This window comes from Chryseobacterium shigense (assembly GCF_014207845.1).
Classification (GTDB): domain Bacteria; phylum Bacteroidota; class Bacteroidia; order Flavobacteriales; family Weeksellaceae; genus Chryseobacterium; species Chryseobacterium shigense_A.
The window spans coordinates 581,231-594,563 of the sequence record NZ_JACHLC010000001.1 but is presented as its reverse complement, the minus strand read 5'-3'; the positions used below and the strand labels follow the sequence as shown (position 1 = coordinate 594,563).

The following is a 13,333-nucleotide window of genomic DNA, read 5'->3' as shown; positions in this document are numbered from 1 at the left end:
ACGGCAAAAACCTTTTGGAAGGTCCAAAAGGCTTCTGCGTATTAAATGTGGAAATGTTTTCTGGCTTAAATTGCAGACTGGTCACAGTTATATCCCTGTGTACAGGCAATATACTGAACACAGTACCAAGGTCCGGTTACAGCTCCTGAACAGCTGCATCCGCAAAGTGATAAATCAGGTTTGCCACTGATTCCTCCGATAATGTTCTTCAGATCTGCTTTTCTTAATTTTTTTGCATTTTTCATAATGTTACGTGATTGGTTTGAGATTAAACAATATAGTTTTGTTACTTTTCAAAGTTAAACAAATATTAATTATTTGCAATATAATTTAATTAAAATTTCAACAATATATTGATATCATTGTATTTATTACACTATAAACATAATATTATATTTCATCATTTATTAAACAGCTATACAATTTCGCTATTAAAAGATCGTTACCACCAGCCTTGATCCACAAAAATTAAGTCTCAATATTTATTGTAATGGTTGAAATTTTTTTAACCTATTTTAAATTTTTTGCCTTTTATAAAAATAAAACCTTCCGATTTCCCGAAAGGTTTTATTACATGAAATGTTTTCTGTTAACAGGTTATTACCTGCAGGCATTTTTTATATTTTACACAATATGACGGACCTGTTACAGCTCCTGTACAGCTGCATCCGCATTTTGAAAGATCCGGGGTTGTTACTCCGCCAATACCTCCTACAATGTTTTTAAGATCGTCCTTTTTTAGCTTTTTCGCGTTTTTAAAAATTTCCTGTGACATGATGTTTTGATTTTTAATTAAACAATAGAATTAGATCGGTTATCTTCAAAAGTAAACAAATAATTATTATTTAAAGCACAATAAAATGTTAATTCACTCATTTAATTGCATATACATAACACTTAATCCCTGACAGAACCATATTATTCTGTAAATTCAAGATCTTTGTTGTGGGTTTCAGAGATGGTGAGCGCTGAATAAAAAGCCAGTCCGAATACAACCACTCCTACCACTGCAGCACTGATAATGACTGTGAAATTATTTTTTAACAGATCAAATGCCAGGATCATTACAGGTACCAGGCCTCTTACCATATTGGGAACTGTTGTGGTTGCCGTATTTCTGATATTGGTACCAAACTGCTCTGCCGCAAGTGTTACAAACATTGCCCAATAGCCCGTTCCTAATCCAAGCCAGACACAGAAGATATAATATTTTGTCTCGGTATTGGTATTTCCGAACAGCATAATTGCCACTCCTATTATGGTGAACAGCAACATATAAAAGATGGCCATTTTACGGGATTTCAATGCATGAGAAATGAAACCGCTCATCAGGTCACCTACAGAAATGCCTATATAAGCCCACATAATAGCTTTTCCGGGACTTATATCCTTTATCTTCAGTTCCGGGGCAAACTGGTTAGCCAAAACCGCCAGAATCCCTATACAATACCAGGTAGGCAGCCCTACGGCTATACATTTAAGATATCTGACCAATCGTTCTTTATTGGTAAAAAAGGAAAGAAAATTCCCTTTGGAAACACTTTTATGTTCAATATTCTTATAAATACCGGATTCTGAAACGCTTACTCTGAGAATCAGCAGCATGATTCCCATAATTCCGCCAATGATGTATGAAATATTCCATCCTCCGGCCAGTTCTACCGTGAGCTGTGCCACTACTGCACCCATTAATCCGAAACCGGCTACCACAGAAGTCCCGATTGCTCTCAGATTCTTTGGCAGGCTTTCAGAAACGAGGGTAATTCCGGCTCCAAGCTCCCCGGCCAGTCCTATTCCAGCAATGAACCTCAAACCTGCATACTGATACACCAAATGCTCTTTGGGAAAATAGGGTAAAAATCCACAGGCAATATTAGCTAATGAATATACCAGAATGGAACCGAAAAGTACAGACAGCCTTCCTTTTTTGTCTCCAAAGATTCCCCAGAAAACCCCACCGATCAAAAGCCCGACCATCTGACAGTTCAGGATAAAGGTTCCGTCAGCATCCGGATTCAGACCTAAAGCTTTTAAACTGGGAATTCTTACAATACCGAATAAAAGAAGATCATAGATATCTACGAAATAGCCCAGGGCTGAAATGACAACGGGGATTGAAAAAATGTACTTCAGTTTTGAAGACAGGGACAGTTCTTGCATTTTTAAGTTTTGATAAAAATAAAAAACCTTTCAATCTCTTGAAAGGTTTTTATAAAATATCTTTACCTGTTATTATCTTGCAATATTCACAGCTCTTGTTTCTCTGATTACCGTTACTTTTACCTGTCCAGGATAAGTCAGTTCATTCTGGATCTTTTCAGAGATGTCATAAGATAACTGGTTGGCCACTTCATCATTTACTTTTCCGCTTTCTACCATTACTCTCAGTTCTCTACCGGCCTGGATCGCGTATGCACTTGATACACCATCGAAGCTTAATGCCGCAGATTCAAGATCTTTCAGTCTCTGGATATAAGATTCCAATACCTGTCTTCTTGCTCCCGGTCTTGCTCCTGAAATAGCATCGGCAACCTGAATGATTGGTGATAATAATGATTTCATTTCAATTTCGTCGTGGTGAGCTCCGATTGCATTAACAACTTCTGCATTTTCACCATATTTTTCAGCCCACTGCATTCCCAATAAAGCGTGAGGAAGTTCAGATTCCTGCTCAGGCACTTTACCTATATCATGTAAAAGACCTGCTCTTTTTGCCAGTTTTACATTTAAACCTAATTCGGCAGCCATAGTTGCAGCAATGTTTGCCACTTCTCTTGAGTGTTGTAAAAGGTTCTGTCCGTAAGAAGAACGGTATTTCATTCTACCTACAATCTTGATCAGTTCCGGGTGTAATCCGTGGATTCCAAGATCGATGATTGTTCTTTTTCCTACTTCAATGATCTCTTCTTCAATCTGTTTTCTTGTCTTTTCTACTACTTCTTCGATTCTTGCCGGGTGGATTCTTCCGTCCGTTACCAATCTGTGAAGGGATAATCTTGCAATTTCTCTTCTCACCGGGTCAAAGCATGAAAGAAGGATCGCTTCCGGGGTATCATCAACAATAATTTCTACTCCTGTTACTGCTTCTAAAGCTCTGATGTTTCTACCTTCTCTACCGATAATTCTTCCTTTTACCTCATCAGATTCAATGTTGAAAACTGATACTGAGTTTTCTATTGCCTGTTCTGTTCCGATTCTCTGGATGGTCTGGATAACAATTTTTCTTGCTTCGTTCTTAGCATTCAGCTGTGCTTCTTCCATAATTCCCTGAACGTGTGCCTGGGCTCTTGTTTTCGCTTCTGCTTTCATGGTTTCCACCAATTCTGCTTTAGCTTCTTCTGCTGTATAATTGGCAATTTTTTCAAGGATTTCCACTTTTTTGGTAGTGGCTACCTCCAGTTCCTGCTGCTTTCTTTCCAGGATTTCGTTTTTCTTGGCATAGTCTGCAATCTGCTTGTCAAGGTCCTTTTCAAGTTTTCCGGTCTTGCTAAGCTCGTCATTAAGCTTATGTTCCTTGTCTTTAATTCTTTTTTCAACCTCCTGCATTTTCTTTTCACGGGATTGGATATCCGCATCATGCTGTGATTTCAGTTCCAAAAACTTTTCTTTGGCCTGCAGATTTTTTTCTTTCTTTATGGATTCTGCTTGAACATTTGCTTTTTCTATAAGGTTTTCGGCATTTTTCTTTGCATCGTCTACAATAAATTTTGCTTTTGTATTTAAAGAGCTTCTGGAGAAAAGAATTCCTACCACTGCCCCTATAAACAAACAAATAACGCCTACTATAATGGCTGTTGTCATAATATATATCGAGTTTTAATTGTCTTACACTTATCTAAATAAAAAAAACCTACAACAATTCAGGGATTGAGAGTAAACTCCTAATCAACACGATTTGAACTGATTTCCACTGTCTGTAATCCGGAAATCCGGCACGCCATTCAGCGGACATTTGCTCGGTAATTGTTTAGCGTTGAGTTTACCTTAAATGTGTTAGAATTATTGTAGGCAGTCTTGATGGGAAAAAAATCTATTTCCCAATTTCATTCAACGACTGATTAATCTTCACTAATCTTTCGTTGGTAGAATTTATATTTTTTTCGTAGTTCAGAGAAACTACTTCAGCATTGGTTCCCAATTTCAGGGCACACATGGCCAAAGCATCCTGTTTGTCTCTTACATCGAAGTTCTGTTCAAAATCTTTAATCATACTTTCAATCTGCTTTCCTACTTTACGCAGAGTTTCTTCCTCTGCGGCCGGTACGTTCAGCGGATATACCCTTCCTGCAATGTTGATGGTTATTCTTCTTACATCCATTATAATCCACTGTTTTGAAGCTGTGCAATACAGAAATCAATTTCTTTAACCAATCTGTTGATATGGTTTTTCATTAATCTGTTGTGTTCAGGGTTTCCTGATATTGCTGAATAAAGTTTTATATTTTTCTGTTCTTCTGCTAATACCTGATTTCTTTTTCTTTCCTCATCATATTTCTTCTTCAGATCTTCATGCTCAACAGTTAATTCAGATAATCTTTCAGTAAGATTTTTATAGTTCTTTTGTAAAAGCAAAATCTTTTTCTCTAATTCTGAAAAATTATTTTCTAAATCTTGAAGCATTTCAGGTTTTCTATATTCTAACTAATAGCAAAAGTAAAAAAATAATAACAGTAACAAAAATAAAAGTCCCTATATTTTGATTAAGTACGAAAAAAGGAGATGCATAAACATCTCCTTTTATATTTTATTGCTGTATTTTCTTATTCGAATTTCAGAACAAACATTACAGCTCTTGTCTGAAGCGTAGACATTGCTGTTGCCCAGTACGGAGGTGTATTTGCATTATCCGCCACTTTCTCGTTGTTCATGAAGAATGTTCCTCTGATCGCAGGGGTAAGCTTAAATTTATTAAAGTAAAACTGAATCCCCATTTCAGCCGACCATGCAAAGTTGTGCGTGGTGGATCTGAAAACCTGCTGAAGGTTATCATCCTCGGAATCTGAATTGGACTGAAGGTTCACAATGTAGTTCACACCAGCCGCAATATAAGGTCTGGAGTTATACCATCTGTTACCGTGAAGCTCCAATAATACAGGAACGTCTACCAACGTGGATTTGATATCTCTTGTTTTATCTTTATCAGTCAAAGGAATTGGAGTAAAAGGCGGGTTCGTTAATGTTCCTGCCGCATACTGGTCATTAGACTGGGTATCAAAAATCAATTGCCTCTGAGCAAATTGCAAGCCTGGTTCCAATCTTAAATCCAGATAGTCGTTCAGTCTCCATTTGGCGATCAAACCTGCACCGAAACTGTAGCTTTCTTTAGATTTAACAAGATTCTGATTCCCCTCCGAACCATACCTTGGATGAAGGACAATACGGTAGTCTAGCCTGTTGCCGTTCAAATAAAAACCCCAACTGAATTTCTGCTCGTCAAAGTCTTCCAACTTATCCATTCTGTTTCGGGTTCTGAATTGTGCGTCTGCAAAAACGGCAATATTGACTGAGGCTAAAACCAGTGCTCTTAATAGAAATTTATTCATAGGTTACTTTGTTGCTTTATAAATTGTAGCTATACCTAAACTTAGCTTTTTATATTCTACTTTCTTAAATCCTGTATCTAAAAGAATTTGTTTCATCTTTTCCCCGAAAGGAAAAGCATTTACAGAATCCGGAAGGTATGTATATGCCCTATTATCTTTGGAAACCAGTCTGCCAATGGCAGGTAATATATTTTTGAAATAAAACATATAAAATGGTCCTAAGAACCCCTCAACCTTTGAAAACTCCAGTATATAAACACTCTTGTTATCTTTAACTACTCTTCTTAATTCTGCCAAACCTTTGGTAAGGTTTTCAAAATTCCTCACTCCAAATGCAACGGAAACAGCATCGAATCTATTGTCCTCGAAAGGTAAATTTTCCGCATCTCCTTTTTGCATGGAAATTTTGCCGTCTAATTTAAGTTTTTTTATTTTAATAACGCCAACATTCAGCATTTGTTGTGATAAATCTAAACCAATTACTTTTGCATCGGTTCCTTTTTCAATGGTAATTGCTAAATCTCCCGTTCCTGTAGCCACATCCAGCACTTCCTGCGGATTGTCTTTTTTCATCATTTTCACCAATGTATTTCTCCACAGAACATCAATTTTCATAGATAAAACATGGTTCAGAAGGTCATACTTCGGTGCAATATTGTCGAACATATCCTCTACCTGGCTTTTTTTGGTAGCCTCGGAATTATAGGGAGTAACTTTGGTAATATCTTTTGTCAAAACTTAAAACTTGTAATATTCTTTGTAATAATTCAGGAAATCCTGCTTTCTGAAAATCTTTGATCTGGATTCCACTTTCTGGATGTTTTTGATCACCTTATCGTAATCTTCATCCACATTATAATAAAAATCTTCGGTGTAAAGCTTATTGAAATGCTTTGCTCCTCCGAAATAATCTTTTCCGTCTATGGTAACTTTGTCAAGGGCCAAAAGTAGTGAATCTTTTTTTAGATTATATCCATAATATTGGTCATTGATATAATAATCCTGATGGGCAATATTAATCAGCCCGCGTATTTTATTTACTTCAAACGCAGAATCATACAGCATTTTCTTATGCTGGTCAAAAACCTTAATCGAATTTTTCCCTTGTTTCACATCCACATGAACATACTGCCCAGCAGAGATAATTCCCTCAGAACCATTATTAATTTTAAAATAATAGGTGTTAGGAGTGGGATTATCTACTACAAAATAATTTTTCTTGGCTAAAATAAAGAAGTATACCCCAAAGGCAACGATAAACACCACAGCTGCAATAAGTAAGCCTTTTAAGGACGAGTTGTTTTTCATACGATTGTAAAGTACAATTTTTGCAAATTTAATAATATTTTTAATTCTCCGTTATTAATATTAATTATTAACTTTGCATCTTTAAAAAAAATCATATAAACGAATGCCGAATACGATCATTATTGGTTCCGGATCCTATATTCCTAACAGAGTTATTGGTAGAGATTATTTTATGGATTCTGAGTTTTACACTGAAGACGGAGTTAAGATTGAAAAACCTGCTGAAGAAACTATCGCGAAGTTTGTAGAAATTACTGAAATAGAAAACAGAAGATTTATTGAAGACGGTCTTTCCAACTCACAGATCGGATACGAGGCCGCTAAAATAGCTATTGAAAACGCTAAAATAGACGGCGAAGAACTGGATTACATCATTTATGCCAGCAACTTTGGGGAAGTTACGGCAAACGGATATGCTGATTTCATGCCTACTATGGCCGCAAGAGTAAAGAATAAATTAGGTATTAAAAACAGAAAATGTGTAACCTATGATATGCTTTTCGGTTGTCCGGGATGGGTGGAAGCAATGATTCTGGCAGACAATTTAATTAAAGCTAAAACGGCAAAAACAATTTTGGTTATCGGTGGAGAAACATTAAGCCGTGTAACAGATCCGTACGACAGAAACAGAATGATTTTTGCAGACGGTGCGGGTGCTGTGGTAGTAAAGGCTACTGATGATGAAAATGTAGGAATCATCGCTCACAATACAATCTGTGATAACGGACCTGAACTGAATTATCTGGCTAACGGGCCTTCCATCAATAAAGATGCTGATCAAACCCGTTTGTTTGTAAGAATGCAGGGAAGAAAAATTTATGAGTATGCGCTTAAAAATGTCCCTGTAGCCATTAAAGAAACGATTGAAGAAGCCGGACTTTCCATCGAAAACATCGACAAAATATTAATCCACCAGGCCAATGCAAAAATGGATTACGCGATGATTGAGAGACTTCACAAGCTTTATGATGTGAAAGATTACGATCATTCCATCTCCCCTATGACGATCCAGAACCTGGGAAATACCTCTGTAGCAACCATTCCTACCATGTATGATTTAATAATTAAAGGAAAAATGGATGGTCAAACGTTTAAGGATAAAGGTAACATTGTGATGACTTCGGTAGGTGCCGGGATGAACATCAATGCTATCGTTTACAGATTTCCTTAAAAATATTTGATTTAACAAAAAAAATATAAAGCACAGGGAGATTCTTTGTGCTTTTTTAGATTTTATTATGCAAAGAAATTTTTTAATTATTGCCGGAATCTTCCTGTTTTTGGAAGTTTATATCTATCAGGCTGTAAGAACATTAACTGATAATTTCTGGATAAGACTCGGATATTGGGTCATATCTTTAACCGTCTATGGGATTTTTGCCTATGAGGTTACTCATTTCCAAAGATCAGACAGGAGCACTGTAAGGGCACAGATCATGATTTCGTTATTCCTGATCTTTATTTTACCTAAAATTTTCGTAGTCCTGTTTTTATTAATTGATGATATCTTCAGAACCGGCGGATACCTGATAGGATTAACTCAACCAAAAGAAAACTTCTTCCCGGAAAGAAGAAAATTCCTGAGTATGGTAGGTTTAGGTCTTGGCGGAGTTCTGTCTGCCCTGTTTATTGATGGGATTACATTCGGGAAATACAGACATACTGTAAGAAAAATAAAGGTAAAACTACCTGGTCTTTCAAAAAACTTTAAAGGCTATAAGGTAATCCAGATCTCAGATGTTCACAGCGGAAGTTTTTCTGATCCATCCAAATTACAGCACGCCATTGATCTCATCAATGAACAGGACCCGGATCTTGTTCTTTTTACAGGAGATATGGTGAATAATATTTCGGATGAATTCAAGCCTTTTATCCCGTTATTTTCAAAGATCAGAGCAAAAGACGGCAAGTTTGCAGTATTAGGAAACCACGATTACGGCGATTATGTATCATGGACCTCTCCTGATGCCAAGAAGAAAAATCTCGAAACGCTTATAGAATACGAAAGACAGGCCGGTTTTGACATGTTAAGAAACGAAAACAGGGTAATTGACAGAAACGGAGAAAAACTTTATATTCTCGGCGTTGAAAACTGGGGACTTAAGCCTTTCCCTCAATTCGGAAAAATTGATGATGCCTTAAAAGGTGTACCGGAATCTGCCCCGAAAATTTTAATGAGCCACGACCCTACCCATTTCGATTATGTGGTAAAAAAACATCCGGGAAACATCCACCTGACACTTTCAGGACATACACATGGGATGCAGTTCGGTTTAGACTTAAAAAATATAAAATGGTCGCCAGTACAGTACCGCTATCCAAAATGGGCTGATTTGTATGAAAGCGAAGGAAAAATGCTTTATGTCAACAGAGGTTTTGGAGTTCTGGGATATCCCGGAAGAGTTGGGGTACTGCCGGAAATTACGCTTTTTGAACTGTCTTAAAATAATCTCTCCAGATTTAGCGGATTAAGCAGATGTTTATGGATATTACAATAATGATTGGTAAACAGGCTTAATAATACACTCATATTTTAAAAATGAATGCATCCAAAATTATAACACAAACATCTGCTTAATCCGCTAAATCTGCGAGAGTATAAAATTGTATAAAACCTGAAGGAAGAACCTAAAAAATATAATCCTTCATACGCGAAGTAGCCATATCATGTTCGTTAATCCAGCTAAGGAGCGCATCCAGCTTGTCTTCCATTTTTTTACCTGAAAACAGACTTCTGTAAAACGGAATATCAAACCTGTATTTTTTAAAATCTGTAAACTGCCAGGAATTAAGATAAATCAATACAAAATCATCCTTCTTCAGCGTTTCAAAAACCATGCTCTGATAATACTTCATCGGCAGGATCTGGAAGACAAAATCATTATATGGCAACTGACTGTAAGGTGAGATACTTTCAGGGACAATACTCAGGCCATCCTCTTCATTGATCTCCGTATCTCTTTTCAGCCTTTTGAACGGAAAAAGAATATCTGCATTATCAATATTGGAAACATAATTAAATTCCAGAGATTTCAGATTTTCCTGGGGCAATTTGAAATCTTTCTGCCTGATTCCCCTGATCTGTTTTTCCAGAAAACCCTGAATGTTCTTTTTAACTTCTTCAATTTCGGGAAGAGAAGAGCTCTTATTATAAAAAGCAATTTCATGCCCTTTGGATGAAATTGCTTTTATTAAGTCCTGCAGTTTTTCTGCGATGGAAATCTCCACAAAAAAGCTTGCTTTGATATCATGAATATCTAAAATCCGAAGAATAGCTTTTGTATTATCTTCTGCAATTTTCAGTCTTTCCACATCAGAAATTTCCGACCCGTTTTTTGCCTCAGCCTCAATATTTAAGATGTTAAAAGTTAGTAAAATCATTTAAATTAAATTTTAGATAATATTTATAATCAATTAAAAATCAAATGTTAAAGTAATTTTTATTTAAACTTTAACTTTAAGTGATTAATTTTTATTTAATTTCACTTTAAGATTCGTAATCATATCCTTCGTCATTTCAGAAATTCCGAAATCATAGGTCAGTCCCCAGTCTTTTTTTGCTACGGAATCATCAATTGAAGCCGGCCAGGAATCTGCAATTGCCTGTCTGAAATCCGGCTGATAATCGATTGAAAAATCAGGGATTTCTTTCTTGATTTCTTCGGCCAGTTCTTTCGGCGTAAATGACATTCCTCCTAAATTATATGAAGAACGGACTGTAAGATTTTCCTTTGGAGCTTCCATTAATTGTAATGTTGCATTGATAGCATCGTCCATATACAGCATCGGCATTCCGGTGTTTTCAGAAATGAAGCTTGTATATTTTCCCTCTTCTATCGCTTCATAAAAAATCTCTACAGCATAATCCGTTGTGCCGCCTCCCGCCGGAGTCTTCCATGAAATAAGCCCCGGATACCTGATACTTCTTACATCTACTCCATACTTATCGAAATAATATTCGCACCACTTCTCTCCTGCCATTTTGGAGATCCCGTAAACCGTTGTAGGATTCAAAACCACATCCTGAGCTACATCATGTTTTGGAATTCCTTTTCCAAATACAGCAATTGAGCTTGGCCAGAAGATCTTTTTAAGAAGCCCTTCCTTTGCCATTTCACAAAAATGAAGAAGAGGTTCAAGGTTCAGTTTCCAGGCAAAAACCGGCTGCTTTTCTGAAGTCCCGGATAAAAGAGAAGCCAGATGGTAAACCGTTGTAATCTCATAGTCTTTGATTACCTGTCTTACCAGCTGTGTATTGGTAACATCCATTCTTTCATAATGTCCGGCAGCTGTAATTCCCTTTTGCCATCTGTCCAGCCCTGATGCTACTACATTGTCAGCCCCGTGAATTTCAACAAGTCTGTTCGTGAGTTCGGTGCCGATCTGTCCCAAGGCACCTGTAATTAATATTCTTTCCGTATAGGATTCCATTTTACATATTTTTTAGAGTTGTACAAAAGTAAAAAAATCATGTTTATCATAATAAAAAAGATGTATTTAAAAAAAACAGGTCACTGGACAGGTTATAAACAATTAATTTTACAAGAAATCAACTATAATCATCATTCAGTAAAAACTTTTCAAAAATATCTCTTCCTATCTCCAGTTTCTTCATTAATACAATCAGATAACAGCATTCCATTTGTTTAATATGCAACCGTTTACATTAAAAAATTATCTACTTTTGTTTTAAACAAAATTTTATGAAGAAGTTTTTTATTGCAGCGGTACTGTTGGCAGGCAATCTATATTGGGCTCAGTTTACTGATTTCAACATCATAAAGGAAGTAAAAGTAAAGAATAAAGGTGTAGTAGTCTCTGCTCATCCCCTTGCAAGCCAGGCCGGAGCAGATATTATGAAAATGGGCGGAAATGCTTACGATGCTATTGTAGCCACACAATATGCTCTTGCCGTAGTTTATCCTCAGGCCGGAAATATCGGAGGAGGAGGTTTTTTGGTGGGTGTTAAAAACAACGGTGAAAAATTCACACTGGATTACCGGGAAACAGCCCCGAAAAAGGCATCCAGGGACATGTATGTTGATAAAAACGGAAAAGCCAATACGGACTTGTCCCAAAATGGAAGGCTTGCAGTAGGAATACCGGGAAGCATAGCCGGATTTTATGCCACTTTAAAATACTGCAAACTCCCGATGGAAAAAATCATCCAGCCAGCCATTGATCTTGCAGAAAAAGGGTTTGCCATTACAGAAATGGAAGCCAATATGCTGAACACACACAAAGAAAACTTCTTAACACATAATAAATCCTCTATTGCCTTTGTAAAAGATACTCCCTGGAAAGCCGGAGATATTTTGGTTCAGAAAGAACTGGCTGCAACGCTGAAATTAATTCAGAAGCTGGGAGCAAAAGGTTTTTACGAAGGCAAAACAGCTGAATTAATGATTTCTGAAATGAAAAAAGGCAATGGAATCATCACTTTGGAAGATCTTAAAAACTATAAAGCAGCAGAAAGAAAACCTCTGGAATTCGACTACAAAGGAAACCGTGTGGTAACAATGCCTCTTCCTTCCAGCGGCGGCGTATTGCTTGCCCAAATGCTGACGATGGCCGGTTATGAAAATCTTGAAAAGTATCAGCAGAACTCAACGGAGGCTGTACAGATCATGACGGAAGCCGAAAGAAGAGCTTTTGCAGACAGAGCAGAATACATGGGAGATCCGGATTTCATTGAAGATAAAACAACTTATCTTACTTCTGATGCTTATTTAAAAAACAGATGGAAAAGCTTCAGTTTCAGTAAAGCGACTCCCAGTTCGGAAGTAGGAAAGATCATCAGCCAGCCAAACGAATCCACACAGACCACTCATATTTCTGTGATAGATAAGGACGGAAATGCAGCTTCTGTAACGACAACACTTAACGGATATTACGGAAGTAAAGTAGTGGTTTCCGGTGCAGGCTTCTTTTTAAATAATGAAATGGATGATTTCTCCATTAAGCCCGGAGTTCCGAATATGTTTGGAGCTGTAGGCGGTGAAGCCAATTCCATCCAGCCTAATAAAAGAATGCTTTCTTCAATGACTCCTACCATTCTGCTTAAGAACGGGAAACCTTATATGGTTGTGGGAACACCGGGTGGAACTACTATTCCTACCTCAGTGTATCAGTCGATTGTGAATGTGGTGGATTTTAAACTGAATGCCAATATCTCTGTGAATGCCCCGAAATTCCATCATCAATGGCTTCCTGAGAAAATTACGGTAGAAAATAATTTCCCTGAAAGTACCATCGAAGCCCTTAAAAGTAAAAACTACATGATCGAAAAAATAAAATACATTGGGAAAACAGAACTGATCCTGATGGATGACAACGGAAATATTCATGCTGTGGCGGATGGCCGCGGTGATGATTCTGTTGCAGTGGAATAATCCAGAAATTAAAATTCTATTATAATATATGCTTCGACTCCGCTCAGCATGACCGTTTATAAACTCTACAGTTATTTATTAGAGATGTCA

14 protein-coding genes are annotated in these 13,333 nt (G+C 37.0%); 3 read left to right on the top strand and 11 right to left on the bottom strand.

The annotated features are described in order from the left end of the window. Positions 1 to 65 precede the first annotated feature (65 nt). The 9 genes from HNP36_RS02645 to HNP36_RS02605 all read right to left on the bottom strand — a co-directional run bounded on the left by HNP36_RS02645 (position 66) and on the right by HNP36_RS02605 (position 6,851). Entirely contained in the window at positions 66 to 245 is a 180-nt protein-coding gene (locus HNP36_RS02645) for a hypothetical protein (protein WP_184160699.1), read from the bottom strand. Between the two features lie 344 nt (positions 246 to 589). Continuing rightward, entirely contained in the window at positions 590 to 775 is a 186-nt protein-coding gene (locus HNP36_RS02640; protein WP_184160703.1) for a hypothetical protein, read from the bottom strand. A gap of 143 nt (positions 776 to 918) precedes the next feature. Beyond that, positions 919 to 2,160: an MFS transporter gene (locus HNP36_RS02635; RefSeq protein WP_184160705.1), complete on the bottom strand. Its 1,242-nt coding sequence runs from the start codon at positions 2,158 to 2,160 to the stop codon at positions 919 to 921. Positions 2,161 to 2,232: 72 nt separating this feature from the next. Next, positions 2,233 to 3,801, bottom strand: a complete 1,569-nt coding sequence (gene rny, locus HNP36_RS02630; protein WP_184160707.1) for a ribonuclease Y — start codon at positions 3,799 to 3,801, stop codon at positions 2,233 to 2,235. 229 nt (positions 3,802 to 4,030) lie between these two features. Beyond that, positions 4,031 to 4,318, bottom strand: a complete 288-nt coding sequence (locus tag HNP36_RS02625) for a cell division protein ZapA (RefSeq protein WP_184160709.1) — start codon at positions 4,316 to 4,318, stop codon at positions 4,031 to 4,033. Beyond that, on the bottom strand, positions 4,318 to 4,620 hold the full coding sequence (locus tag HNP36_RS02620; protein ID WP_184160711.1) for a hypothetical protein: 303 nt from the start codon (positions 4,618 to 4,620) through the stop codon (positions 4,318 to 4,320). The genes HNP36_RS02625 and HNP36_RS02620 overlap by 1 nt, the downstream gene beginning before the upstream one ends. Positions 4,621 to 4,760: 140 nt before the next feature. Then, positions 4,761 to 5,543, bottom strand: coding sequence for a porin family protein (locus HNP36_RS02615; RefSeq protein ID WP_184160713.1), 783 nt, complete (start codon positions 5,541 to 5,543; stop codon positions 4,761 to 4,763). Between the two features lie 3 nt (positions 5,544 to 5,546). After that, a complete protein-coding gene (gene ubiE / locus HNP36_RS02610) occupies positions 5,547 to 6,278 on the bottom strand; it encodes a bifunctional demethylmenaquinone methyltransferase/2-methoxy-6-polyprenyl-1,4-benzoquinol methylase UbiE (protein WP_034726327.1) in 732 nt (243 codons plus the stop codon). 3 nt (positions 6,279 to 6,281) lie between these two features. Beyond that, complete coding sequence (locus HNP36_RS02605; protein ID WP_184160715.1) at positions 6,282 to 6,851, bottom strand: hypothetical protein; 570 nt, start codon at positions 6,849 to 6,851, stop codon at positions 6,282 to 6,284. A gap of 103 nt (positions 6,852 to 6,954) precedes the next feature. Between HNP36_RS02605 and HNP36_RS02600 the strand changes: the two genes are divergently transcribed. Next, the gene (locus tag HNP36_RS02600; protein ID WP_184160717.1) at positions 6,955 to 8,022 is read left to right on the top strand and encodes a 3-oxoacyl-ACP synthase III family protein; all 1,068 of its coding nucleotides are present in this window, start codon (positions 6,955 to 6,957) and stop codon (positions 8,020 to 8,022) included. A gap of 67 nt (positions 8,023 to 8,089) precedes the next feature. Beyond that, positions 8,090 to 9,295 carry a metallophosphoesterase gene (locus tag HNP36_RS02595; RefSeq protein WP_184160719.1) on the top strand — a complete coding sequence of 402 codons (1,206 nt, stop codon included), beginning with the start codon at positions 8,090 to 8,092 and terminating at the stop codon, positions 9,293 to 9,295. Positions 9,296 to 9,479: 184 nt separating this feature from the next. On the opposite strand, the gene HNP36_RS02590 is transcribed toward HNP36_RS02595, so the two are convergent. Further along, positions 9,480 to 10,232 carry a polysaccharide deacetylase family protein gene (locus HNP36_RS02590; RefSeq protein WP_184160722.1) on the bottom strand — a complete coding sequence of 251 codons (753 nt, stop codon included), beginning with the start codon at positions 10,230 to 10,232 and terminating at the stop codon, positions 9,480 to 9,482. A gap of 84 nt (positions 10,233 to 10,316) precedes the next feature. Next, on the bottom strand, positions 10,317 to 11,282 hold the full coding sequence (locus tag HNP36_RS02585) for an NAD-dependent epimerase/dehydratase family protein (RefSeq protein ID WP_184160725.1): 966 nt from the start codon (positions 11,280 to 11,282) through the stop codon (positions 10,317 to 10,319). A 272-nt stretch (positions 11,283 to 11,554) separates the two neighbouring features. On the opposite strand from HNP36_RS02585, the gene ggt reads away from it, so the two are divergent. Continuing rightward, positions 11,555 to 13,243 carry a gamma-glutamyltransferase gene (ggt, locus tag HNP36_RS02580; RefSeq protein WP_184160728.1) on the top strand — a complete coding sequence of 563 codons (1,689 nt, stop codon included), beginning with the start codon at positions 11,555 to 11,557 and terminating at the stop codon, positions 13,241 to 13,243. Positions 13,244 to 13,333 lie beyond the last annotated feature (90 nt).

What these genes read in the sequence shown, in the direction of transcription:
- HNP36_RS02645 (WP_184160699.1), bottom strand. Translation starts at nt 245, where the DNA reads ATGAAAAATGCAAAAAAATTAAGAAAAGCAGATCTGAAGAACATTATC.
- HNP36_RS02640 (WP_184160703.1), bottom strand. Translation starts at nt 775, where the DNA reads ATGTCACAGGAAATTTTTAAAAACGCGAAAAAGCTAAAAAAGGACGAT.
- HNP36_RS02635 (WP_184160705.1), bottom strand. Translation starts at nt 2,160, where the DNA reads ATGCAAGAACTGTCCCTGTCTTCAAAACTGAAGTACATTTTTTCAATC.
- rny (WP_184160707.1), bottom strand. Translation starts at nt 3,801, where the DNA reads ATGACAACAGCCATTATAGTAGGCGTTATTTGTTTGTTTATAGGGGCA.
- HNP36_RS02625 (WP_184160709.1), bottom strand. Translation starts at nt 4,318, where the DNA reads ATGGATGTAAGAAGAATAACCATCAACATTGCAGGAAGGGTATATCCG.
- HNP36_RS02620 (WP_184160711.1), bottom strand. Translation starts at nt 4,620, where the DNA reads ATGCTTCAAGATTTAGAAAATAATTTTTCAGAATTAGAGAAAAAGATT.
- HNP36_RS02615 (WP_184160713.1), bottom strand. Translation starts at nt 5,543, where the DNA reads ATGAATAAATTTCTATTAAGAGCACTGGTTTTAGCCTCAGTCAATATT.
- HNP36_RS02605 (WP_184160715.1), bottom strand. Translation starts at nt 6,851, where the DNA reads ATGAAAAACAACTCGTCCTTAAAAGGCTTACTTATTGCAGCTGTGGTG.
- HNP36_RS02600 (WP_184160717.1), top strand. Translation starts at nt 6,955, where the DNA reads ATGCCGAATACGATCATTATTGGTTCCGGATCCTATATTCCTAACAGA.
- HNP36_RS02595 (WP_184160719.1), top strand. Translation starts at nt 8,090, where the DNA reads ATGCAAAGAAATTTTTTAATTATTGCCGGAATCTTCCTGTTTTTGGAA.
- HNP36_RS02590 (WP_184160722.1), bottom strand. Translation starts at nt 10,232, where the DNA reads ATGATTTTACTAACTTTTAACATCTTAAATATTGAGGCTGAGGCAAAA.
- HNP36_RS02585 (WP_184160725.1), bottom strand. Translation starts at nt 11,282, where the DNA reads ATGGAATCCTATACGGAAAGAATATTAATTACAGGTGCCTTGGGACAG.
- ggt (WP_184160728.1), top strand. Translation starts at nt 11,555, where the DNA reads ATGAAGAAGTTTTTTATTGCAGCGGTACTGTTGGCAGGCAATCTATAT.